Source organism: Streptomyces omiyaensis, from assembly GCF_014650895.1.
Classification (GTDB): domain Bacteria; phylum Actinomycetota; class Actinomycetes; order Streptomycetales; family Streptomycetaceae; genus Streptomyces; species Streptomyces omiyaensis.
Map to the genome: position 1 here is coordinate 124,977 of NZ_BMVV01000002.1, position 23,179 is coordinate 148,155.

The 23,179-nt window shown below is 74.7% G+C and carries 24 protein-coding genes; 21 read left to right on the forward strand and 3 right to left on the reverse strand.

From position 1 onward, the window contains the following. The first annotated feature begins 131 nt into the window (after positions 1-131). The 3 genes from IE287_RS03430 (at position 132) to IE287_RS03440 (ending at position 2,392) form a co-directional block, all read left to right on the forward strand. Positions 132-554: an ATP-binding protein gene (locus tag IE287_RS03430; RefSeq protein ID WP_229883254.1), complete on the forward strand. Its 423-nt coding sequence runs from the start codon at positions 132-134 to the stop codon at positions 552-554. 143 nt (positions 555-697) lie between these two features. Continuing rightward, entirely contained in the window at positions 698-1,192 is a 495-nt protein-coding gene (locus tag IE287_RS03435; protein WP_229883255.1) for an ATP-binding protein, read from the forward strand. 72 nt (positions 1,193-1,264) lie between these two features. Continuing rightward, a complete protein-coding gene (locus IE287_RS03440) occupies positions 1,265-2,392 on the forward strand; it encodes an MrcB family domain-containing protein (protein ID WP_189847377.1) in 1,128 nt (375 codons plus the stop codon). Between the two features lie 7 nt (positions 2,393-2,399). Here IE287_RS03440 and IE287_RS03445 read toward each other — a convergent pair whose 3' ends face one another. Then, positions 2,400-3,401, reverse strand: a complete 1,002-nt coding sequence (locus IE287_RS03445; RefSeq protein WP_189847378.1) for an SEC-C domain-containing protein — start codon at positions 3,399-3,401, stop codon at positions 2,400-2,402. 63 nt (positions 3,402-3,464) lie between these two features. Between IE287_RS03445 and IE287_RS03450 the strand changes: the two genes are divergently transcribed. Next, a complete protein-coding gene (locus tag IE287_RS03450) occupies positions 3,465-4,304 on the forward strand; it encodes a class E sortase (RefSeq protein ID WP_189847379.1) in 840 nt (279 codons plus the stop codon). Here IE287_RS03450 and IE287_RS03455 read toward each other — a convergent pair. After that, the gene (locus IE287_RS03455) at positions 4,258-5,670 is read right to left on the reverse strand and encodes an MFS transporter (RefSeq protein ID WP_229883256.1); all 1,413 of its coding nucleotides are present in this window, start codon (positions 5,668-5,670) and stop codon (positions 4,258-4,260) included. The two genes, IE287_RS03450 and IE287_RS03455, sit on opposite strands and share 47 nt — an antisense overlap. 133 nt (positions 5,671-5,803) lie before the next feature. Between IE287_RS03455 and IE287_RS03460 the strand changes: the two genes are divergently transcribed. The 4 genes from IE287_RS03460 (at position 5,804) to IE287_RS03475 (ending at position 8,745) form a co-directional block, all read left to right on the forward strand. Continuing rightward, positions 5,804-6,334: a winged helix-turn-helix transcriptional regulator gene (locus IE287_RS03460; RefSeq protein WP_189847380.1), complete on the forward strand. Its 531-nt coding sequence runs from the start codon at positions 5,804-5,806 to the stop codon at positions 6,332-6,334. Positions 6,335-6,578: 244 nt separating this feature from the next. Continuing rightward, positions 6,579-6,899: a DUF6412 domain-containing protein gene (locus IE287_RS03465; RefSeq protein ID WP_189847381.1), complete on the forward strand. Its 321-nt coding sequence runs from the start codon at positions 6,579-6,581 to the stop codon at positions 6,897-6,899. Positions 6,900-6,988: 89 nt separating this feature from the next. Then, complete coding sequence (gene yidC / locus IE287_RS03470; protein ID WP_373307795.1) at positions 6,989-7,771, forward strand: membrane protein insertase YidC; 783 nt, start codon at positions 6,989-6,991, stop codon at positions 7,769-7,771. Positions 7,772-7,875: 104 nt separating this feature from the next. Beyond that, positions 7,876-8,745 (forward strand): fumarylacetoacetate hydrolase family protein, encoded by an 870-nt coding sequence (locus IE287_RS03475; protein WP_189847382.1) that lies wholly within the window; start codon positions 7,876-7,878, stop codon positions 8,743-8,745. Between the two features lie 172 nt (positions 8,746-8,917). Here the strand turns inward: IE287_RS03475 and IE287_RS03480 are convergent, their stop codons facing one another. Beyond that, positions 8,918-10,039: a Gfo/Idh/MocA family oxidoreductase gene (locus IE287_RS03480; protein WP_189847383.1), complete on the reverse strand. Its 1,122-nt coding sequence runs from the start codon at positions 10,037-10,039 to the stop codon at positions 8,918-8,920. 65 nt (positions 10,040-10,104) lie between these two features. Between IE287_RS03480 and IE287_RS03485 the strand changes: the two genes are divergently transcribed. The 13 genes from IE287_RS03485 (at position 10,105) to IE287_RS03545 (ending at position 22,999) form a co-directional block, all read left to right on the forward strand. Beyond that, on the forward strand, positions 10,105-11,295 hold the full coding sequence (locus IE287_RS03485) for an ROK family transcriptional regulator (RefSeq protein ID WP_189847742.1): 1,191 nt from the start codon (positions 10,105-10,107) through the stop codon (positions 11,293-11,295). 119 nt (positions 11,296-11,414) lie between these two features. After that, positions 11,415-12,323: a hypothetical protein gene (locus IE287_RS03490; RefSeq protein ID WP_189847384.1), complete on the forward strand. Its 909-nt coding sequence runs from the start codon at positions 11,415-11,417 to the stop codon at positions 12,321-12,323. 114 nt (positions 12,324-12,437) lie between these two features. Then, the gene (locus IE287_RS03495) at positions 12,438-13,214 is read left to right on the forward strand and encodes a GntR family transcriptional regulator (RefSeq protein ID WP_189847385.1); all 777 of its coding nucleotides are present in this window, start codon (positions 12,438-12,440) and stop codon (positions 13,212-13,214) included. A gap of 365 nt (positions 13,215-13,579) precedes the next feature. Then, complete coding sequence (locus IE287_RS03500; RefSeq protein WP_189847386.1) at positions 13,580-14,701, forward strand: TIGR03364 family FAD-dependent oxidoreductase; 1,122 nt, start codon at positions 13,580-13,582, stop codon at positions 14,699-14,701. A 5-nt stretch (positions 14,702-14,706) separates the two neighbouring features. Further along, positions 14,707-15,393, forward strand: a complete 687-nt coding sequence (locus IE287_RS03505; RefSeq protein WP_373307796.1) for an HAD family hydrolase — start codon at positions 14,707-14,709, stop codon at positions 15,391-15,393. Beyond that, positions 15,390-16,442 carry an ABC transporter ATP-binding protein gene (locus tag IE287_RS03510; RefSeq protein WP_189847387.1) on the forward strand — a complete coding sequence of 351 codons (1,053 nt, stop codon included), beginning with the start codon at positions 15,390-15,392 and terminating at the stop codon, positions 16,440-16,442. The genes IE287_RS03505 and IE287_RS03510 overlap by 4 nt, the downstream gene beginning before the upstream one ends. Beyond that, the gene (locus IE287_RS03515; RefSeq protein WP_189847388.1) at positions 16,435-17,295 is read left to right on the forward strand and encodes a 2-aminoethylphosphonate ABC transporter permease subunit; all 861 of its coding nucleotides are present in this window, start codon (positions 16,435-16,437) and stop codon (positions 17,293-17,295) included. Before IE287_RS03510 ends, IE287_RS03515 begins: the two co-directional genes overlap by 8 nt. Further along, positions 17,282-18,079, forward strand: a complete 798-nt coding sequence (locus IE287_RS03520; protein ID WP_189847389.1) for an ABC transporter permease — start codon at positions 17,282-17,284, stop codon at positions 18,077-18,079. The genes IE287_RS03515 and IE287_RS03520 overlap by 14 nt, the downstream gene beginning before the upstream one ends. 27 nt (positions 18,080-18,106) lie before the next feature. Next, the gene (locus IE287_RS03525; protein ID WP_189847390.1) at positions 18,107-19,165 is read left to right on the forward strand and encodes a 2-aminoethylphosphonate ABC transporter substrate-binding protein; all 1,059 of its coding nucleotides are present in this window, start codon (positions 18,107-18,109) and stop codon (positions 19,163-19,165) included. A gap of 133 nt (positions 19,166-19,298) precedes the next feature. Continuing rightward, complete coding sequence (locus IE287_RS03530; protein ID WP_189847391.1) at positions 19,299-20,837, forward strand: alkaline phosphatase family protein; 1,539 nt, start codon at positions 19,299-19,301, stop codon at positions 20,835-20,837. A gap of 80 nt (positions 20,838-20,917) precedes the next feature. Then, entirely contained in the window at positions 20,918-21,697 is a 780-nt protein-coding gene (locus IE287_RS03535) for an HAD-IIA family hydrolase (RefSeq protein WP_189847392.1), read from the forward strand. A gap of 74 nt (positions 21,698-21,771) precedes the next feature. Further along, on the forward strand, positions 21,772-22,350 hold the full coding sequence (locus IE287_RS03540) for a hypothetical protein (protein WP_189847393.1): 579 nt from the start codon (positions 21,772-21,774) through the stop codon (positions 22,348-22,350). A gap of 1 nt (position 22,351) precedes the next feature. Then, a complete protein-coding gene (locus IE287_RS03545) occupies positions 22,352-22,999 on the forward strand; it encodes a class F sortase (RefSeq protein ID WP_229883257.1) in 648 nt (215 codons plus the stop codon). Positions 23,000-23,179: the final 180 nt, after the last annotated feature.

Here is a 23,179-nt window from a genome sequence, read left to right on the forward strand (position 1 = left end):
GCCCCGTGAGTGACAGCGGTGAGCGAGGAGTGTCAGCGCGATCGTCGACGGTTCCAGTCACGCCGAACGCGGCTTGTCCACTGGGGAAGTTCCGTGCCTTCGAAGTGACGGCGCCTCCGGGTGAGGAGGTCTTGAGCGGGCCCATCGTCGCGCACGGCATCGGTCGCCCCGCGTATTCCCAGACAATGGCGCGCGAGCCCCGGAGCGTGTCCACCGCACGTGGATTGGCGCGGACGGCGCTGGCCGTATGGGGTCTGGAAGCTCTCATCGATGACGCGACCGTCGTCATTTCTGAGCTCGCCTCCAACGCGGTTGATCACGCCCGACTTTCATCGATCCGCGTTGTCGTATCCAGGACGTCCAGCAGCAGCGTCCGCCTTGGTGTGGTGGACCGTTCTAGGAACATTCCGATCTTGAAGGCCGGCCCGGTCGTCGATCGGGCCCGAGGGAGGGGGCTCCTTCTCGTGGACAGCCTCGCGGACCGATGGGGCACCGAGCGGTATCGCTGGGGCAAGCAGGTCTGGGCCGAGCTGGGACAGGGGGACCCCGCGTGAGCGAGGCCGGTTGCATGGTCAGGGAGCCTTGGGAGCTGTCATTCCTCGCGGAACCCCGGGAAGTGGCGGGCCTTCGCCGTGTGGTGAGGCTCCATCTCAAGATGTGGGGATTGTCGCAACAGACCGAGGTGGCTCAGCTCTGTGTGAGCGAGCTGGTCACCCGCGTGATCCGGAGGGCTGGGGCCGGTACTCCGGCCTCGCTCTCCCTGTCGATGAACGGCATCTCCTTGCGCATCGAAGTGCGGGACCCGGGGGAGTGCGAGACCCCGACGCGTGCCTCCTCCCATGAGGATGACGAAACGATGATGGGAGAACTGCTGTTGGATAGCTACGCGGAACGGTGGGGTGCGCGAGAGGGCCCGGACTTCAAGGCCACCTGGTGCGACATCGCCACCGACCTCACCTCCCCCCATAGCCACGGCGGCGGCATCCGTGTCACCCGGGCGGAGGCCATGATCTCCCTCTACGAAGCGGCGGTGTCCAGCCACGGGGCGCGAACGCCCCGACTCACCCCCGCCACGGCCGCGAGAGTGGTCATCAAGTTGATTGTCGATCTCCTTGCGTGGGTGGAGGCCCATGGCTACGACGCCGATGACGTCCTGGACGCCGCGCAGACGCGCTTCGACCTTGGGTTGTGAAAGGTCCTGGCGAGGTGACGAGGTAGCGGTGGATCGCATACTCGCTCCGATGCCGTGATCTAGATTCCCCGTATGGGGATGCGAGATTTGCTCAGCGAGATCGCGAGCACATACGACAGTGAGGCTGGATCGAGGCGCGAGGTGCCTGGGCAGCAGGTGCTGAGGGGCGTCGCGAGCCGTACCGACCTCGCCCTTCCACCCGGCTTCAAGGCCCAGGGGCACGGGGGGCAGACCACCCCGGCGGCGACACCGTGGATTGGCGTATTCGACGAGCGCGGAATGCGCGACCCCAAGAAGGGTCTCTACCTCGCCTATATCTTCAGTGCCGATCTGAAGAACGTGACGCTCACCTTGCAGCAGGGAATCACGTGGCTCGAAGAGCCTTTGGGAAAGGGGCGAGCTCGGGAGGAACATCTTCGGCATCACGCGGCGCGCCTCCGTCGAGCCGTGAGGCGACGGGAAGCCCTCGGCTGGTCGGATGAACCCGAACTTCGGCATCACGCGGCGCGACCGAGGGCGTACGAAGCGGCCAGTGTGATCGCCAAGATCTATGACACCTCGGCCCTTCCCAGCGAGGTCACCTTGGCTGAGGATCTTCTCCAAGGTGTTGCGTTCCTCCGGCAGGCGGAGGAGTTCGATCGCGTCTGGTGGATGAGTAACGAGATGGACGCTGTCCAGGTGGCCTATGACTTGAGCGCACACATCCATCGGGATGTCGCGTCACCGGCTGATTTCGATCCGCTCGCCGACTTCCAGCCGAAAGACAGCAGCGAGTACACCGCCGAGATCAAAGCCCGTCAGCAGGTCAAGCTGAGAACCCATGAGGACCTGGTCCATGACTTCGGCCTTCACGTCGTCGCTCATGGGTACATTCCGGTCACGCGCGGACAGCACCCCAAGGACCTCATTCTCAAAGGCGGTCCCGTGGGCGACCAGGTGTCCGAGTGGCTCGTCGAAGCGAAGATCGTCCGTAACGGAAATGTGACCGCCGCTGTTCGTGAGGCCCTCGGCCAGCTCTTCGAGTACCGCCATTTCCTCTACAGCCAGGATGCGCGCCCCTTCCTCGTCGGCCTCTTCTCTCAAGAGGTCGGGGTCTATGCCCCCTACCTCGAAGAGCAGGGCATCGCTTCGGTCTGGCGTGACGGCGACGGATGGGATGGATCCCCCAGGGCACGGACCTGGCGTTTGACCACCACGTAGTCCCGGCTTACTCCTCGCCCCCGTGGCACTCCCCGTAAGCCCGTCCGGTGCCGCACCAGCACGTGTCCGTCCGCAAGGGGGGCCACGGGGTGGCGCGGGCGCGGGCGGCGAGGGTGGTGGCGTACTGGGGGAGGAGGGCCGCCTGGGAGGGGTGGGTGGACTCGGAGGCGGCGAAGGCCTCGTAGGAGGGGACGGTGGCGCGGACGATGCCCAGGTTGGGGGTGCCGGCGGCGGCGAGTTCGCGGAGGGAGGCCTCGATGTCGGTCAGGTGGGCGCGGTAGGTGGGGTACTCCGTCTCCAGCTCCGGGTAGGCGGTGAGGAGTTCCGTCAGTTCGCGCTCGGGCCAGTGCAGGACCGCCACCGGGAAGGGGCGGGAGAGGGCGGTGCGGTAGGTGCCCAGTTCGGAGCGGAGGCGGGCGATCTCGGCCTGGAGCTCGGTGGGGTCCGAGGAGCCGAGGGACCACAGGCGCTTGGGGTCGTGGAGCTCGTCCAGCGGGACCGTGCCGGTGTGGAGGCGGTCCGCCAGGGCGTCCCAGTCGTCGTGGTCCCGGGCCAGCATGCGCCGTACGCGGTGGCGGGCGGCGAGCAGGGAGCGGGTGGCGTGGGGGAGTTCCGCGCCGGGGGTGACGAGGAGGGCCGCCGCCTCGGCGAGGGTGCGCTCGGCCGCCTCCAGCTCGTCGTGGGCCTCCAGCGTCTCCGCCGCGATCCGCCACGGGGCCGCGTCCTCGGGGCGGGAGCGGCGGAGGCCCTCGATGATGGCGCGCGCCTCGGCCTCGTGGCCGTACTCCCACAGGTTCGACGCCTTGAGCGCGCGGATCAGGTGCGGGTCGGCGGGGTCGCCTGCCAGGAGGTCGTCGTAGAGCGCGGTGGCGCCCGGCCGGTCGTCCGCCAGCTCCAGGTGGGCCGCGGCCTGGAGCAGCAGCGGCTCCCGGTCCCCGGGGTACTGCGCGGCGGTGCGCAGCAGGCGCTCGGCTTCGGCGGTGTGGGCGGCAGGCGTGTCGGGGCGCATGTGCTCCACCGTACTGCTGTACGGCCCTGGAGAGTTGGCGCCGCAGCGCCTATCGTGCCGGGCGTGCGGGGCAGGGGGCGGGAGAGGGTGCCGGTCGTCGTCCAGGCGCGTTCGGGGCGCCGTGGGCTCGCCCGCGCGCTCTGGATCGGTGCCGAGGCCGTCGTCACCTGCGGGGTTCTCGTCCTCCTCCTCGTCGTCCACCAGCTGTGGTGGACCAATCAGCAGGCCCGCGCCGAGGCCGGTGAGCGGGTGGAGGTGCTGGAGCGGGAGTGGGACATCTCTCCCCCCGCGGGCACGGGCACGGGCGCGGGTGCGGGTGCGGGCGGCGGCGTGTCGTCGCCGTCCGGGGGGCCGGTGCGGGAGCCGTCCGCCGCGCCGTCCTCCCCGGCCGCCGCGGGCGGCGGGTCCCCGCGCCCGGCGAGGACCTCGGCCGCGCCGGTCCGCCCCGCCGCCCCGCCGCCGTCCGGGGAGACCTTCGCCGTGCTCCGGATCCCCCGGATCGGGCTGACGGTGCCCGTCGCGCGGGGGATCTCCAAGAGCAAGGTGCTCGACAGGGGGTACGTGGGCCACTACCCGGGCACCGCCGCTCCCGGCCGGGCCGGGAACGTCGCGCTCGCCGGGCACCGGAACACGCACGGCGAGCCGTTCCGGTACGTGAACCGGCTGCGGAGGGGCGACGAGATCACGCTGCGGACGCGGGAGGGCACGTACACCTACGTGGTCGACCAGATCCTGCCGGTCACCTCGCCGCGCGACACCGGCGTCATCCGGCCGGTGCCCCGGTCGGTCGTGAAGCCCTCGTACGGGTACTCCGCGGCCGGCTCCTACCTCACGCTCACCACCTGCACGCCCGAGTTCACCTCCCGCCACCGGCTCGTCGTCTGGGCGATCCTGCGACGGTGAGGGCGGCGCCCGCGAGGGACAGCGCCGCCGCGGTCACCAGGGCCGCGTCGGGGCCCGCCGCCGAGACGGCGAGCATCAGCGCCACGCCGGCCGCGGAGCCGATGTACCGGGCGGTGTTGCTCGCGCCCGAGCCCATCGCCGCCCGCTCCGGGGGCACGGAGTCGACGGCGAGCCGGGGCAGCGCCGCGTTCAGCAGGCCGCTGCCGGCGCCCGCCACCACCAGCCCCGTGACCAGGCGGGGCCAGGGGAGGTCCGGGGTGTCGAGGGAGCCGAGGAGGGCCAGCACGCCGGCCGTCGACAGGGCGAAGCCGAGGGCCAGTTGGTACGGGGCGGAGAGCCGGCCCGCGAGCCGGCGGGCCTGGAGCGCCACCACGAACGCCGTGCCCGACCAGAGGACGAAGAGCCACGCCGCCGCGAGCGGCGCCATGCCCGCCCCGTGCTGGATCAGGGCCGGGACGACGCTGAACAGGCCGATCACCGCCAGGCCGGTGAACAGCGCCCCCACCGTCGACGCCCGGAACTCCGGCCTGCGCAGCAGCCCCAGGTCGATCATCGGATCGGCCGCGCGGCGCTCCACCCGCAGGAACAGCGCGGTGAGCGCCGCCGCGGCCGCCAGCAGCACCCCGATCGCCGGGCGCAGCCAGCCGTCCCGGCCCAGGGTCAGCGCCGTCAGCAGCGCGGCGAGCGCCAGCGCCAGGGCGGTCGCGCCCGCCAGGTCCGGCCGGCGGTCGCCGCCCGGCGGCCGGTGGGCCGGACGGGCGAGGACGCGGGTCCCCGCCGCCGCCGTCAGCAGGGTCGCCGCGCCCAGCGCCGCGTACGCGAGCCGCCAGTCGGCCAGGCTGAGCGCCCCCGCGAGCAGCGGGCCCAGCGCGATCCCGCCGCTGACCGAGGCGCCCCAGACGCCGGTGGCCCGGATCCGGTCCCGGCCCGAGGGGTACGCGTCGGCCAGCAGGCCCAGGCTGCCGGCGAGGACCGCCGCGCTCGCCGCGCCCTGCGCGATCCGCGCCGCCGTGAAGAGCGCCGTGGAGTCCGCGAAGGCGCCGAGCGCCGCCGTCACGCCCAGGGCGAGCGTGCCGAGCAGGAAGACCCGGCGCCGGCCGTGCGCGTCGGCGAGCGCGCCCGCCACCAGGAGCAGCGCGGCGAGGCCCAGCGGCGTGCCGTTGAGGAGCCAGGCCTGTGCGGAGGACGGCGTCCCGAAGGCCTCCGCCATCGCGGGGAGGGTCAGCATCGGCGCCGTGTAGTTCATCAGCGCGAGGGCGGTGGCGACGCCGGTGACGGCGAGGGTGGCCGGGCCGGGCGCGCGGGCGGGCGCGGGGCGGGGGAGCGGGGGCGAAGGGGAGTGGGAGGGGGAGTGGGCTCTGCGCACGGGGGCCTCCGCCCGGTCGTCGTCGGCGGCGGGTCGGGTCGGAGCACCCGCCCCACTCGTCGGTTCGGTGATTGAACCATGACTCTACCCCGGTCGGTTCGTTCAATGAACCCCTGGTCGGTACGCTGTCCCCATGGCCCTCGGCAAGGACTACGCCCACCAGCAGTGCTCCATCGCCCGCGCCCTGGAGATCGTCGGCGAGCGCTGGACCCTCCTCGTCGTGCGCGACGCCTTCTACGGCGTCCGCCGCTACAGCGACTTCCTCGCCCACCTCGGCGCGCCCCGCGCCGTCCTCGCCGCCCGCCTCCAGGCCCTCGTCGACGCCGGCGTCCTCGACCGGCGCCGCTACCGGGAATCGCCGCCCCGCGACGAGTACGTCCTCACCGCGCGCGGCCTCGCCCTCTGGCCCGTCCTGTGGGCCCTCGGGGCCTGGGGGAGGGCCGAGCTCCCCGGCACCCTCCCCATGCGCCACTTCCACCACGCCGACTGCGGCACCGAACTGGGCCCGCTCGGCGAGTGCCCCGCCTGCCGCGCCCCCGTGGCCCCCGCCGACATCGAGATGCGGCCCGGCACCGGGCTCGACCCCGACCCCGCCGACCCCGTCGGCCGTGCCCTCCTCGCCCCGCGCCGCCTGCTCGTCCCGCTGGACCCGACCGGAGCGTGAGCCGGGGCGACGGTTCCCGCCGCCCCGGCACCCTCGGCGCCCGGTCGCCCCCGCACCCGGTGCCCCGCCGCCCGGCTCCCTCGGCACCTTCGCCGCCCGGCCGCCCCCGTCCCCCGGTGCCCGGCCGCCCCCGCACCCCGCCGTCCCCGGTGCCTCGGGCCGGTGTCCGCGGGAGCCGGGAACTCTCCCGTACTCCCGTTCGTCCTACCCGACGGACAGTGAAGTTCGGGGAACGGGGGGTGCGATGAGCGGGAGTCTGGTCCTGCGCCGAGTCGCGCCCCTCGTCTTCCTCTCGGTGCTCCTCGCCCTCGCGGTGGCGTCCGCCGGCGCCCTCCTGGCCGACGGCTCGGTCGGCTCCGTCGGCGCGGCCGTCGTCCTCGCCGCCTCCGCCGTCGCCCGCGCCCTCGTCGGCGCGCGTACGGCCCCGGCCGCGGCGCCCACGCTCGTCCGCACCGCCCTGCGCGACCGGGCCCTCCGCACGGCCTTCCTCCCGCAGCGCGACCCCGACGCCGCCGGCCGCAGCCGGCCCCGGGCGCCCGGGCGTTCCCTCCCGACGGCCGCGTAAGGACCCTCGCGTCACGTCCGAGGCCCCCGCGCGCGGTCCGTCATGCCGAGACCCACCGTCCCCGGCACGACGAACCCCGGAGGGTTCCCTTGTCCCTGCCCGTGTCCCCGGCGACCGCGACCACCGCCCTCGCCCTCTCCGTCTTCCCGTCCCCGGTCCTCGACGCCTTCTCCGCCTTCCTCGGGCAGCTCGCCCGACTGCTCGAACCGCTCGCCGCCGGGGCCGCGACCGCCGCCGCCGTCGTCCTGCTCACCGTCCTCGTCCGGCTCGCCGTCCACCCCCTCTCCCGCGCCGCCGTCCGGGGGCAGGAGGCCCGCGTCCGGCTCGCGCCCCGGATCGCGGAGCTCCGCGAGAAGCACGCGCGCCGGCCGGAGCGCTTCCAGCGGGCGGTCAGGGAGCTGCACGCCGAGGAGAGGGTCTCGCCGCTCGCCGGGATCCTGCCGGGCCTGCTCCAGGCGCCGGCCTTCCTCCTCCTGTACTCCCTCTTCTCCTCCGGCGACCGGATGGCCGGGCACGGCCTCCTCGCCGCCCCGCTGGACGCGCGGTGGGGCGACGCCCTCGCCGACGGAGGCCCCTTCGGGCAGGCCGGGCTCGTCCACCTCGCGCTCTTCGCGCTGACCGCCGCCGTCGCCGCGTACCAGTACCTGCGCACCCGGCGGCAGCTCGCCGCGCAGCCCCGGACCCCCGGCCCGCAGGCCCTCGCGGGGGTCGCGAAGGTCCTTCCGCTGCTCTCCTTCACCCTCGTGGCGACCGTCGCCGTCGTCCCGCTCGCGGTCGGGCTCTTCCTCGCCACCAGCACCACCTGGGCCGTGGCCGAACGGACGCTACTCACGCGTAAGGGTCCGCAGGCTGAACGGGGTCTTGCGGGCTGAACGGGAGTCTTGGAGGATCGGACGATCCTCCGATGGCCGCACTCCATCGGCCGGGGCACCGAAGGGCCTCCCCCCGGGCCCACCTCGACCACAGGGAGAAGACCATGAAGCTGCTGCGCGTAGGCCCGCCGGGTGCCGAGCGTCCCGCCCTCCTCGACGGGGACGGAACCCTCCGCGACCTGTCGTCCTTCACCGGCGACGTCGACGGAGGCCTGCTCTCGGACGCCGCCGCGCTCGACCGGATCCGCGCCGCCGCCGAGGCCGGGGTGCTGCCCGCGTACGGCGGCTCCGGCGACCCGACCGGGCTGCGCGTCGGCCCGCCGGTCGGCCGGATCGGCAAGGTCGTGTGCATCGGGCTGAACTACCACGGCCACGCGGCCGAGACCGGCCAGGCCACCCCGGCCGAGCCGGTCGTCTTCCTGAAGGCCTCCGACACCGTCGTCGGCCCGGACGACACCGTGCTCGTGCCGCGCGGCTCGGTGAAGACCGACTGGGAGGTCGAGCTGGCGATCGTGATCGGCCGGACCGCCCGCTACCTGGAGACCGACGAGGAGGCCCTGGCCCACGTCGCCGGGTACGCGCTCGCGCACGACGTCTCCGAGCGCGAGTTCCAGATCGAGCGCGGCGGCACCTGGGACAAGGGCAAGAACTGCGAGACCTTCAACCCGCTCGGGCCCTGGCTGGTCACCGCCGACGAGGTGCCGGACCCGCAGGACCTCACGCTGCGCCTCTGGGTCAACGGCGAGCTGAAGCAGGAGGGGCACACCTCCGACCAGATCTTCCCGGTCGCGGAGGTCGTCCGGTACGTGAGCCGCTTCATGACCCTCCACCCCGGCGACGTCATCAACACCGGCACGCCCGCCGGCGTCGCCATGGGGCAGCCCGACCCCAAGCCGTACCTCCGCCCCGGCGACGTCGTCGAGCTGGAGATCGAGGGGCTGGGCCGCCAGCGCCAGGAGCTCAAGAGCGCCTGACCCGCGCGCCGCGGCCACGGGCCGTGCCCGGTTCTCCGGCGGCACCCCCACGGGGTGCCGCCGAGGGGACGGCCTGCTCCGCGGAGCGCCGCGCAGGGCCCCGAGAGGCCCGGCCGCCCGAGCGGCCGTGCCTCGTGGCCCCGTCCCCTCCGCCGCGCCCCGCTCGTCGCCGTCAGCCGGCGGCGGCGCCGTCCGCGCGGGCCGGCGCGACCGTGACGCCCTCGCGGGCCGACCGCCTCGCCGCCTCCAGGACGTCCAGGGCGGCGGCCGCCTCGTGCGCGGTGACCGGGTTCGGGCCGGTGCCGCGCACGGCGGCGGCGACGGCCGCGTAGTACGCCGGATAGTCCCCCGGCACCGGCTCGACCGGCGTCCCGCCGCCGGTCAGCGGCGACTCGCCGGAGCCGATCCGGCCCCACAGCGCCTCGGGCTCCACGCCCCACGCGGTGCCGGGGCCGGGCCGCAGCCCCTCGCGCAGCGCCGCCTCCTGCGGGTCGAGGCCGTACGTGACGAACCCGGCGCGCTGCCCCAGCACCCGGAAGCGGGGGCCGAGCTGGGCGGCGGTGGCGCTCACGTACAGGTGGGAGCGGACGCCGTTCGCGTGCGTGATCGCCACGAAGGTGTCGTCGTCGGCCTCCGCACCCGGGCGGCGCACGTCCGACTCGGCGTAGACGGAGACGGCGGGGCCGAAGAGGACCAGCGCCTGGTCGACCACGTGGCTGCCGAGGTCGTAGAGCAGCCCGCCGATCTCCTCCGGGGCGCCGGACTCGCGCCAGCCGCCCTTCGGGCGCGGCCGCCACCGCTCGAAGCGGGACTCGAAGCGCTGGACCTCGCCCAGTTCGCCCTCGTCCAGGAGGCGGCGGAGGGTGAGGAAGTCGCTGTCCCAGCGCCGGTTCTGGAAGACGGAGAGCAGCAGCCCGCGCTCCTCGGCGAGGCCGGCGAGGGCCCGCGCCTCGGCGGCGGTCGCCGCGAGCGGCTTGTCGACGACGACGGGCAGTCCGGCCCTCAGGGCCGCCTCGGCGATCGGCACGTGGGTCTTGTTCGGGGAGGCGACCACGACGAGGTCGAGCTCCGGGCCGTCCTCCGCCCAGAGGTCCTCCGGCCGGGCGCACACCCGGACGCCCGGGTGGGCCTCCCGGGCCTCGGCGGCCCGCTCGGGGTTGCCGGTGGTGACGGCGGCGAGCGTCAGGTCGGCGGAGGCGGCGATCAGCGGGGCGTGGAAGACGGAGCCCGCGAGGCCGTAGCCGACGAGTCCGACGCGGAGGGGGGTGGGGCGGGGGTGGGTCGAGGACGTCATGGACAGCACTTAAGCAACGCTGTTGCCGAAGTGCAAGCAGGAGGCAGAATGGGCCGGTGACGGTGATGACGAGAGACCCCGGCGGCGGCGCGAACCTGTCGGCGCTGCGCGGCCACAACGCGGCGCTCGTGCTCGACCTGCTGCGCACGGCGGGGGAGGACGGCATCAGCCGCCTCGAACTCGCCGAGCGCACCGGCCTCACCCCGCAGGCCGTCAGCAAGATCACCGCCCGGCTGCGCGCCGAGGGGCTGGCCGCCGAGGCCGGCCGCCGCGCGTCGACCGGCGGCAAGCCCCGTACCGTCCTGAGGCTGGTTCCCGCCGCCGCGCACGCCGTCGGCGCCCACCTCGACCGCGACGGCCTGACCCTCGCCCTCGCCGACCTCACCGGCGCCCCCGTGGCCCTCCGTCACACGCCCCTGGCCCTCGCGGACGGCCCGGACCCGGTCCTCGCCACCCTCGTGGCGGAGGTGCGGGAGCTGCTGGCCGGCGCCCGGGCCCCGGACGGAGCGGCCCCGTCCGGCGTCCTCGGGGCCGGGGTCGCCATGCCCGGCCCGCTGGACCACCGGCGCGGGGTGCCGGGGCGGGTGACGGGGGCGCCGGTGTGGGACGGGTTCCCGGTGCGGGAGGCGCTGGCCGCGCGGCTCGGACTGCCCGTCACGCTCGACAAGGACACCAACGCCGCCGCCCTCGGCCTCGCCCTCCGCCCCGGCGCGCCCCGCTCCTTCGCCTACGTCCACCTCGGTACGGGGCTCGGCGCGGGCCTCGTCGTCGGCGGCGCCCCGCTGCGCGGCGAGCGGACCGGGGCGGGCGAGCTGGGGCACCAGACCGTGCAGCTCGACGGGCCCCCGTGCGTCTGCGGCGGGCGCGGCTGCCTGGAGGCGCTCTGTCTCGCGGCGGTGGCCCGGGGGGACCTGCCCGGGGCCGCGCGGATCCTCGGCACCGGCGCGGCCAACCTGGTCCGGCTCCTCGACATCGACCGGGTCCTGCTGGGCGGTGCGACGGTCCTCGCCGCGCCCGGGGTCTTCGCGGACGGGGTGGCCGCGGTGCTCGCCGGCCTCCGCCTGCCGACCCCGGTCGAGGTCGCGTCCGCCCCGCACGCCGTCGCGCTCGGCGCGGCCCACCTCGTCCTGGCCCCGGTCTTCGGACTGGCGCCGCCGGGGGAGCCGGAGAGCGGTCGGGGGAAACCGGAGAGCGGTCCGGCGGCGGGGCCGGGGGATCGCGCGGTCCTTTCATCGGACGGTCGGACCATAGGCTGATCGGGCGGATCCGGCGGGCCGGTCGGGGGCACCGGCGGTGTCGGCGCCCGGTGCGCGCGGGCCGGTGTGGCAGCGTCGCGGGCGATCCGTACGTCCGCGAGCAGCAAAGGCCCCCGCACATGGCAACCGACCCCCGGCCCCTGCGCGGCGCCCCCGTCCTCGCCGCCGCGGCCGTCACCCTGTCCCTCGCCCTGCCGCCCGCCGCCGCGGGCGCCGCCCCCGGAGCCCCGGCCCCGGCGCCCCTCTGCGGCAGCGCCTCCGACGCCGGGTTCCCGCTCGACACCCGCATCCACGACGGCCCCGCCGACTATCCCGCCGGAGGGGCGTTCCGCACCTGGGAACTGGAGGTGCGGAACACCACCGGCGCCCCCTGCACCGGGGTGCACCCGGTGCTCGTCCTCACCGACGAGGAGCGGGTGCTGCGACCGGAGCAGATCCGGCTGGAGTTCTACGACGAGGAGGGCGAGCGCTGGCGGCCGGTGGCCTTCGAGGCGACCGAGGAGGCCGAGAGCGTGGGCGCGTTCACCGGCTTCGGCGGCTTCGCCGTCCCCGCCCGGCGGACCGTCACGGTGCCGGTGCGGCTGGCGTTCAGCGCCGACGCCGTGCCCGAGGAGGTCGTCGTCAACGCCGCGCTCGTCCAGCGCCGGGGCGCCGACGGCGACTGGGTCGGGCGCTCCGGCGACTACCGCCTGACGATCGGCCCGCCGGACCCCGAGGCCCCCGCCCCCACCGCCCCCACCGGCCCCGCCGCTCCTTCCGCGACCGCTCCCGCGCCCACCCCCGCTCCCGCGCCCACCCCCGCGCCCACCCCCGCCCCTCCGGCCACGGCCGTTCCCGCCCCCGACGGGGCGGTGTCCCCGTCCCCCGGCCGGCGCCCCGGCGGCGTCGCCGCCCCGCGCCCCGAACTGGCCCACACCGGCAGGCCGGAGGACGCCGTCGCACCGGCCCTCTGGGCGGTCGCCCTCGTCCTCGCCGGCGCCCTCCTCGTCCGCGCCGCCCGCCGCCTCGGGGCGGACCCCCGCCCCTGACGGCGCCTGCCCCCTGGCCGCACCACTGTCCGCGACGCCCCGCCCGTTCGCCCCGAACGCGCGGGACACCCGCCGTACACCCTCCCGTTCACCCCCGTCTGCGACGATCCCCGGATGAACCAGCACCACGCCCCGAGCGCTTTCGGCGTCCCCGGCGCTCCCGTCCGCTCCGGCGTCCCGGAGCACGGCCGGGTGCCGAAGTACTACGCCGTGAAGGCGCGACTGGCCGTCCTCGTCGACGAGTTGGGGGAGGGCGGCGCGCTGCCCACCGAGCGCGACCTCGCCGTCCGCTACGAGGTGTCCCGCGAGACGGTCCGCCAGGCCCTGCGCGAACTCCTCCTGGAGGGCAGGCTGCGCCGCCAGGGGCGGAACACGGTCGTCGCCGGACCCAAGCTCGAACAGCCCCTCTCCCTCGCCAGCTACACCGAGGGCGTCCGCCGCCAGGGCCGCCGCCCCGGCCGCGGCATCGTCTCCCTGGACCGCTTCCCCTGCCCCGACGCGCTCGCCCCCGAGGTCGGGGTCGAACCGGGCGCGCCCGTCTGGCACATGGAGCGGGTGCTGCTCGCCGACGACGAGCGGGTCGGCCTGGAGAGCACGTACGTCTCCGAGGCCCGGGTCCCGCGCCTCGACTCCGACTTCGACCCGGACTCGTCCTTCTACGCCTATCTCCGCGACCGGCTCGGCATCACCTTCGGCGACGCCGACGAGCGGATCGAGACGGTGCTCGCCACCCCGCGCGAGGCCCTGCTCATCGGCACCCCGCCGGCCCTGCCGATGCTGCTGCTGCACCGCGTCTCCCGGGACCGGGAGGGCCGTCCGCTGGAGCGGGTCCGCACCCTCTACCGGGGGGACCGCTTCAGCTTCACCACCCACCTCGGCCGCCAGGACTGACACCGCCAGGACGGACACCGTGGGGACCGGCACCGCCGGGACCGGCCCCGCCGGAGCCGGCCCGGCCGGGTCCGGTCCGCCACCGCCCCTCCCCCATCACCCCTCCCCCATCACCCCTCCGCCATCACCCCTCCGCCACCGCCCCTCCCCCATCACCCCTCCGCCATCACCCCTCCGCCACCGCCCCTCCGTCATCACCCCTCCGCCACCGCCCTTCCGCCACCGTCCCTCCGTCGTCCGCCGCCCCGGACCCCCTCGCAAAATAACGAGAAGATAACGGGTCTGGTCCAAGCTTGTCGGGCCGTTCACCGTCCCGTCGTCCGCCCGACCGGCCCGGTCCACCCGCCGCCGGGACCGTGGGCGGCATGAAGGTGATCGTCGTAGGAGCCGGCGTGGTGGGCACCATGCACGCCTGGCAGGCAGTGGAACGCGGCCACGAGGTCGTACACATCGAGCGCGAGGCCGAGGCGCGCGGAGCCTCGCTGAGGAACTTCGGCCAGATCTGGGTCAGCGGCAGGGCGGGCGGCGAGGAGCTCGACACCGCCCTGCGCGCCCGCGAGCTGTGGGAGGGGATCGGCGCCCGCGTCCCCCGCCTCGGCTTCCGGGCGATCGGCTCCCTCACCCCCGTCCGGGGCGCGCTGGAGCTGGCCGTCGCCGAGGCGGCCGTCGCCCGCGCGGACGCCGCCGCCCGCGGCTACGAGCTGCTCACCCCCGCGGAGGCCAGGGCGGTCAACCCGGCCCTGCGCGGGGACTTCGACGCCGCCCTCCGGTGCGAGCGGGACGCCGCCGTCGAGCCGCGCACCGCGCAGCTCGCCCTCCGCGAGGCCCTCCTCGCCACCGGCCGCTACACCTTCCTCCCGAACCGCGAGGTCCGCGAGGTCGTCGGCGAGCACGCCGTCCGCGACGACCACGGCGACCTGCACAGCGGCGACGCCGTCGTCCTGTGCACCGGCGCCTGGCTCTCCGGCCTGGTCCGCGAGGTCGCGGGGCCCGTCCCGGTCCGCCGCGTCCGCCTCCAGATGATGCAGACCGCCCCCCTCGGCGAGCCGCTGACGACCTCGGTCGCCGACGCGGACTCCTTCCGCTACTACCCGGCCTACGCCTCCGGGGCGCTCGACGCCCTGAACGAGGGCCAGGCGCAGGACCCGACCGCCGCCGCCCACCGGATGCAGCTGCTCATGGTGCAGCGCCTCGACGGCGGACTGACCATCGGCGACACCCACGAGTACGAGCACCCCTTCGCCTTCGACACCGTCGAGGACCCCTACGAACACCTGGTCCGCGTCGTCGAGTCCCTCCTCGGCCGCCCGCTGCCGGCGATCCGCCGCCGCTGGGCCGGCGTGTACGCGCAGTGCGTGGACACCACCCGGGTCGTCCACCGCCAGCGGGTGAGGGACGGGGTCTGGCTCGTGACCGGACCCGGCGGCCGCGGCATGACCTGCTCGCCCGCCATCGCCGAGACGACCGCCGACGAACTGGACTGGTGACCCACGTGACCACGCAGAACACCCTCGGCCTGATCGTCCTCGACATGGCCGGCACCACCGTCGCCGACGACGGCCTCGTCGAAGCCGCCTTCACCGCCGCCGCCGAACGCCTCGGCGAGGACCCCGCGACGATGATCGGCCACGTCCGCGCCACCATGGGCGAATCGAAGATCACCGTCTTCCGCCACCTCTTCGGCGGCGACGAGGACCGCGCCCGGCGCGCCAACCTCGCCTTCGAGCAGGCGTACGGCGAACTCGTCGACGGCGGCCGGATCGCCCCGGTCCCCGGCGCCGCGGAGACCGTCGCCGCCCTCCGCGAGCAGGGCCGCGCCGTCGTCCTCACCACCGGCTTCGCCCGCGTCACCCAGGACGCCCTCCTCGACGTCCTCGGCTGGCGGGACCTCGCCGACCTCACCCTCTGCCCGGCCGACGCCGGCGGCCGCGGCCGCCCGTACCCGGACCTGGTCCTCACCGCGCTCCTCCGCACCGCCGCCGTCGACGACGTGCGCCGGATCGCGGTCGCCGGCGACACCTCGTACGACATGCTCAGCGGCGTCCGGGCCGGCGCCGGGCTCGTCGCCGGCGTCCTCACCGGCGCCCACGCGGAGCCCGCCCTCAAGGAGAACGGCGCCACCCGCGTCCTCCCCTCGATCGCCGGACTCCCGGCGGCGATACGGGAGTACGAGTCGTGACCAGCGGCATCCGCTTCGACGGCGTCTCCGTCGTCTACGGGGAGACCACCGTCCTCGACGCGCTCACCCTCACCGTCGAACCCGGCGAGGTGATGGCCCTCCTCGGTCCGTCCGGCTCGGGCAAGACCACCGCGCTGCGCACCGTCGCCGGCTTCGTCACGCCCTCCGCCGGGCGCGTGCACATCGGCGACCGCGACGTCACCGACCTCCCGCCGTACCAGCGGGGCATCGGCATGGTCGTCCAGCAGTACGCCCTCTTCCCGCACCTGCGCGTCGACGAGAACGTGGCCTTCGGGCTCAAGGCCCGCAAGCACCCCAGGGCCGAGATCCCCGGCCGGGTCGCCGAGGCCCTGGAGATGACCGGGATGGGCGCCTACGCCAGGCGCCACCCCCGCGAGCTCTCCGGCGGGCAGCAGCAGCGCGTGGCCATCGCCCGCGCCCTCGCCATCCGCCCCGACGTCCTCCTCCTCGACGAACCGCTCTCCGCGCTCGACGCCCAGCTCCGCTCCGGCATGCTCGCCGAGCTCGCCCGGCTCCACCGCGAACTCCCCGACGTCTCCGTCCTGTACGTCACCCACGACCAGGTCGAGGCGCTCACCCTCGCCGACCGGATCGCCGTCATGGACCGGGCCCGGCTCCGGGACTGCGGCACCCCGCAGGAGCTCTACCGGCGCCCCCGCACCGAGTTCACCGCCTCCTTCGTCGGCAACGCCAACCTGCTGCCGGTCCGGGTCGCCGCCGGCGGCGTCGACCTCGGCGGCACCGTCCTGGAGGTCCCGGTCGGCGACGCGGCCCCCGGCTCCGCCGCCACCCTCTGCGTCCGCCCCCACCTCGTCGGCCTCGGCGAGGGCCCCAACGCCCTGCGCGGCCGGATCGCCGAGGTCCAGTGGCGGGGCGCCACCCACCGCCTGTACGTCGACGTCGGCGGCCACCGGGTGAAGGCGGACGTGCGGGAGCTGCGGGACACGCCGCCGCTGGGCTCCGAGGTGGTCCTGCACTTCGCCCCCGAGGACGCGGTGCTGCTCGCCGCGGGGGTGCGCGATGGCTAGCGCCCGCGCGGCCGCGCCGCCCGTCGTCACCGCGGCCCGCCCGCCCCGGAGCCGTACCGCTCCGAAGGGGCTCTGGGCCCTGCCCCCCGTCGCCGTCCTCGCCCTCGTCTTCCTCTACCCGCTCGGGCTCGTCGTCCGGGAGTCGCTGGCGCCCGGCGCGTACGCCGGCGTCCTCGCCTCCGCCTCTTTCCGCGACGCGCTGGTCACCACCGTGTGGCTCGCCGTCGGCGCCACCGCCGGCTGTCTCGTCCTCGGCTTCGTCCTCGCGCTGATCGTCGCCTTCGTGCCGTTCCCCGGGGCGAAGGCGGTCTCCCGGTTCATCGACGTCTTCCTCTCCTTCCCCTCCTTCCTCATCACCCTCGCCCTGCTCTTCGTGTACGGCACGGTCGGCATGGCCAACGGGATGTGGACCGGCGTCACCGGCGCCGCCGAGGGCCCCTTCCACTTCCTGACGACCCCCTGGGGGGTCCTCCTCGCCGAGATCACGTACTTCACGCCCTTCGTGATGCGGCCGCTGCTCGCCGCCTTCTCCCAGCTGGACACCGCGCAGCTGGAGGTGGCGTCCTCGCTCGGCGCCCGGCCCGCGCGGATCGTGCGGCGGGTGATCCTCCCCGAGGCGCTGCCCGCGCTCGCGGCCGGCGGCAGCCTCGTCCTCGTCATGTGCCTCAACGAGTTCGGCATCGTCCTCTTCACCGGCGCCAAGGGCGTCACGACCCTCCCGATGCTCGTCTACTCCCAGGCCATCCTCGAATCCGACTACGCCGCCGCCTGTGTGGTCGCCGTCGTCAACGTCGCGATCTCCGTCGGCCTCTACGCCGTCTACCGGGTGGTGAGCAAGCGTGCTGGTGCATAGCCGTACCGGACGGTGGGCGTCCTGGCTCGTCTTCGCGGTCCTCTTCGTCCCGCTCTTCGCCGTCCCCCTCCTCGTCATCGTCGCCGCCTCCTTCTCCACCCACTGGTCCGGCGCCTTCCCCTCCGGGCCGACCGCCGAGCACTACGCGGCCGCCGTCCGCGGGGAGTCCCTCCAGGCCCTGACGACCAGCCTCGTCACCGCCGTCGCCGCGAGCCTCCTCGCCCTCACCCTCGGCACCTGGGCCGCGCTCGCCGCCGCCGCCCTGCGCGGCAGGGGCCGCCGGCTCCTGGACGCCCTCTTCGTGCTGCCGCTCGCCGTGCCGTCGGTGGTGGTCGGCCTCGCCGTCCTGGTGGCCTTCTCCCGGCCGCCGCTGCTGCTCAACGGCACCCGCTGGATCGTGATCATGGCCCACACGGTCCTGGTCACGGCCTTCGCCCACCAGTCGGTCTCGGCGGCGATCCGCCGCCTCGACCCGATGTACGAGCAGGCGGCGGCCGGACTCGGCGCCCGCCCCTCGTACGTCCTGTTCCGGGTCAAGCTGCCCCTGCTGCTGCCCTCCCTGAGCGCCGCCGCCGGGCTCTGCCTCGCCCTGTCCATGGGAGAGCTGAGCGCCACGATGATGCTCTACCCGCCGGACTGGACGCCGCTGCCGGTGCTGGTCTTCACCGCCACCGACCGCGGGTCCCTCTTCACCGGATCGGCGCTGGCCGTGGTCCTCATGGCCACCACCCTGCTGGTCCTGCTCGCCGTCTCCCGCATCCGCACCAGAGCGTCCTACCGATAACCCTCACGCCAGGAGAAGAACGACGTCATGCTGACGTACGCCAAGCCGGTCGCCGCCGTCACCGGAGCCCTCGTCCTCGCCGCCTCCCTCACCGCCTGCGGCGGCTCCTCCGCCGCCTCCGACGAGAAGGTCGTCACCGTCTACAGCGCCGACGGCCTCAAGGGCGAGAAGGGCGACGGCTGGTACGACAAGGTCTTCGCCGACTTCGAGAAGGAGACCGGCATCAAGGTGAAGTACGTGGAGGGCGGCTCCGGCGAGATGGTCCAGCGGGCCCTCCGCGAGAGGTCCAACACCCAGGCCGACGTCCTCGTCACCCTGCCGCCCTTCATCCAGCAGGCCGGCTCCAAGGGGCTCCTGCAGACGTACGCGCCGAAGGGCGCCGACCAGGTCGACGGCGCCGACAAGGCCGCCGACGGCTCCTGGACCTCCGTCGTCAACAACTACTTCGGCTTCATCCACAACAAGAAGGAACTGCCCGAGGCCCCCGGCACCTGGGAGGCCCTGCTCGACGCGAAGTACAAGGACAAGCTCCAGTACTCCACCCCCGGCGTCGCCGGCGACGGCACCGCCGTCCTCATCAAGGCCCTGCACGACTTCGGCGGCCAGGCGCCCGCCCTGGAGTACCTGAAGAAGCTCCAGGCCAACAACGTCGGCCCGTCCTCCTCCACCTCCAAGCTCGCCCCCAAGGTCGACAAGGGTGAACTCCTCGTCGCCAACGGCGACGTGCAGATGAACTTCGCCCAGGCCAAGTCCATGCCGAACCTCGCCATCTGGTTCCCGGCCAAGGAGGGCCGCGAGCCCACCACCTTCGCCCTGCCCTACGCGGCCGGCCTGGTCGACAAGGCCCCGCACACCGAGAACGGCAGGAAGCTCCTCGACTTCATGCTGAGCGAGGGCGCCCAGCGCGAGGTCAGCGCCGTCGGCGGCGGCTTCCCCGCCCGCAAGGACATCAAGGCCACCGACGCCAACGCCATCGAGCTGGCGAAGCTGATCGAGGGCGTCGAGATCTTCGAGCCGGACTGGGCCGACATCGACGAGAACCTCACGTCCTACGTGGACGCGTGGAAGTCCGCGACCGGAAGCTGAGAGTTCACCGCACGGCCCCTCGACCCCCTCCGCGGATAGCGGAAAGATAACGGGTACGGACCAACGCCCCCGAGGAATCGGGGGCGTTGGTGTGCGTCCGTCCCCTTCTTCCCCTTCCCCGGAGGACTCCGACATGCCGCTCCCCGGCATCTCCCGCCGCACCGTGCTCGCCGCGACCGCCGCCGGCACCGCCCTCGCCGCCACCGGCCTCGCGACCGCCCCCGCCGCCCTCGCGGCGACCCCGCCGACGCTCCCGAACGGCACCAGCGCGGACAAGGTCCTCGTCGTCGGCATGGACGGCCTGCGCCACGACCGCATCGACGCCGCGAACGCCCCCGCCCTCAAGTCCCTGATGGCGAACGGCACCTACGGCCGCTCCCTGCTCTACGCCAACCCCATGGCCGCCACCTCCTCCGGCCCCGGCTGGTCGACGATCTCCACCGGCGTCTGGCCCGACAAGCACGGCGTCAAGGACAACACCTTCACCGGCAAGAACTACGGCCGGTACCCCGGCTTCCTCGCCCGCCTCGCCCAGGTCCGGCCCCAGCTCTCCCTCTTCGCCGCCGTCGACTGGCCCGAGCTCGACACCCACGGCACGGTCACCCCCGGGGCCGACGCCAAGCTCGTCTACGACAACGACTACGCCGTCAACGACGCCGTCATCACCGACCTCACCGAGCAGGTCCTGCGCGACCAGAACCCGGACGTCCTCTTCGTCTACTTCGGCGAGACCGACGAGATCGGCCACAACCACGGCGCCGCCAGCCAGAAGTACCTCGACGCCATCGCCGTCCAGGACGGCTACCTCGGCCGCCTCCTCGCCGCGATCAAGGCCCGCCCCACGTACGCCTCCGAGCGCTGGACCGTCCTCGTCACCACCGACCACGGCCACACCGACGCCGGCGGCCACGGCGGCTCCGCGATCGAGGAGCGCCGCACCTTCGTCCTCGCCCAGGGCCCCGGCATCGCCGCCGGCGCCCGCCCGATCGACACCCGGCTCGTCGACGTCGCCCCCACCGTCTTCCGCCAGCTCGGCATCGTCCCCGACCCGTCCTGGGGCCTCGACGGCAAGCCGGTCCAGGAGCGCACCACCGACCCCTTCGACACCCTCCAGTCCTCCCTCGCCGGCCGCGTCGACGAGACCGGCATCCCCGCCGGCGTCCTCGGCTTCACCCGCACCCCGCCCAGCGGCTGGTCCGTCATCGACAACGCCATGGGCACCGGCGGCGTGAGCGAGTGGCGCGGCTGGTCCTTCGCCACCGACGAGTTCTGGTCCCGCTCCCAGCGCGACCAGTGGCGCGAGCTGAACGTCCGCGCCCGGGGCGTCTTCGCCGTCGCCGACTCCGACGAGTGGGCCGACAAGTCCTTCTCGGGGACGTACGACTCCACGCTGGTCACCCCGGCGTACCCGGTCTCCGGCGCCTCCGCCGTCACCCTCGGCTTCACCACGCTCTACCGTCAGGAGGGCGCCCAGACCGCCCGGATCCTGGCCTCCTTCAACGGCGGCACCCCCACCGTCGTGAAGAGCTACACCGCCGACGTCCTCTCCCAGGTCCAGACGGTCACCGTCCCCGTCCCCGCCGGCGCCTCCAGCGTCGGCTTCCGCTTCCACTACACCGGGTCCAACAACTGGTACTGGACGGTCGACGGGGTCACCGTGACCACTTCCTGACCTAGGCTGGGGGCGTCGCCACAGCGCTGTCGCGTCGCCCCCAGCACACGCACGTCACGTACGGCAGGAGTCCCGCACCCATGGCAGAGCGCAAGCCGATCGAATCCTGGCTCACCGACATGGACGGCGTCCTCATCCACGAGGGCGTCCCGATCCCCGGCGCCGACGCGTTCATCAGGAAGCTGCGGGAGACCGGGAAGCCGTTCCTGGTCCTCACCAACAACTCGATCTACACCGCCCGCGACCTGCACGCCCGCCTGCGCCGCATGGGCCTGGACGTCCCCGTCGAGAACATCTGGACCTCGGCGCTCGCGACCGCCGAGTTCCTCGACGACCAGCGCCCCGGCGGCACCGCGTACGTCATCGGCGAGGCCGGCCTCACCACCGCGCTGCACGACATCGGCTACGTCCTCACCGACCACGACCCCGACTACGTGGTCCTCGGCGAGACCCGCACCTACTCCTTCGAGGCGATGACCAAGGCCGTCCGCCTCATCAACGCCGGCGCCCGCTTCATCTGCACCAACCCCGACGAGACCGGCCCCTCGCTGGAGGGCCCGCTCCCGGCCACCGGCTCCGTCGCCGCCCTCATCACCAAGGCCACCGGCAAGGAGCCCTACTTCGCGGGCAAGCCCAACCCGCTGATGATGCGCACCGGGCTCAACGCGATCGGCGCCCACTCCGAGTCGAGCGCGATGATCGGCGACCGGATGGACACCGACATCCTGGCGGGCCTGGAGGCGGGCATGCAGACCTTCCTCGTCCTCACCGGCCTGACCACGGAGGCGGAGATCGACCGCTTCCCGTTCCGCCCCTCCAAGGTCGTGAAGTCGATCGCGGACCTCGTCGACCGGGTCTGAGCGCCCGGCCCGCCGTCCCCTGCGGATGCGGAAACCCGCGAACCGGGTGACCCTGCCAGTACCAGGAGGTCACCATGCGTTCAGGTCCCATCGCTCTCCGTGCCGCAGGGGCGGCTCTGGCTCTGGTGCTCGCGCCCGCGGCCGGAACCGCCCTCGCCCACGACGGCGTCCAGGCCACCGCCACCCCGTCCACCGCGGCCCCCGGCGCCGACGTCGACGTCCGCGTCAAAGGGTGCGAGGGCACCACCGGCGCCGCCAGGTCCCCGGCGTTCGTCGCGGACGCCGAACTCACCGGCCGCGACGGCGGCGCCTACGCCCTCTTCGGCGGGGCCACCCTCCGCACGGGGCTCGAGGACGGCACGTACAGGCTCTCCGTCACCTGCGACGGACACGACCACCACGACGTCGGCACCCTCACCGTCCGGCGCCACCAGCAGCCCACCCACCGCCCGGCCCCGGTCACCCCGGTCGCCCCGGTGCGCGCGGGCGGGGGCGGCACGGCCGTCTTCGCGGCCCCCGTGGCGCCCGGCGTCGCCCAGACGGCGAGCGGCGACGGCCTCGGCACCCCGTACACCCTGCTCGGCCTCGGCATGGCCGGTGCCGCCGCCGTCGCGGTCGCCTTCCGGAGCTCCCGCCGCCGGCGCGCGGAGTAGCGTGGCCGCGTCGAGCCGCCCGGTCACCGGCGTGGCCTGGGCGGTCCTCCTCCTCGGGTTCTGGCTGTGGGGCCGTGACACCGCCTGGGGGCCCGGCGGCAGCTCGGCCCCGACGCACGGCGACGTCGCGGCGGTCGGCCGCCCGCTGGGCGTCGACCTGCCGCCGTCGCGCGCGCCGATACCGGGCGCGGCGGAACCCCTCCGGGTGGAGATCCCCGCGCTCGGCGTGGACGCCCCGGTCGTCCCCCGGGGCCTCGACTCCACCGGGGCGGTGGACCCGCCGCCGTACGAGACGCCGCAGACCGTCGGCTGGTACGGCCCCGGCACCACGCCCGGCGCGGCCGGCCCCGCCCTCCTCGTCGGCCACGTGGACACCGAGACCCGCCCCGCGGTCTTCTACGACCTGAGCGCGGCCCGCCCCGGCGCGACCGTGCGCGTCACCCGGACGGACGGCTCGGTCGCGGTCTTCACCGTGGACGACGTCCGGGTCGTCCCCCGCGACGCCTTCGACCCCCGGGCCGTCTACGGCTCCCGCGCCCCCGGCCGCGCCGAGCTCCGCCTCATCACCTGCGGCGGGACCTTCGACCGCGCGACCGGTCTCTACACGGCGAACGTCGTCGTCTCGGCGTACCTGACGGCGGCGGAGTAGCCGGGGCTGCGGGGAAACGGGGGAGCGGAGGGGGCGAAGGACCTGGCTCCGGCCGGCGGGCCGCGTCCCACGGCCGCCGGCCGGGCCGGTCCTCGACCGCGGGTCCACGGGCTGCGGGAGGAGCCCGGGCGCCGCCGCGGGAGGCGGGAGTTCCGGACACTGTAGAGGGCCGTGCCTCGC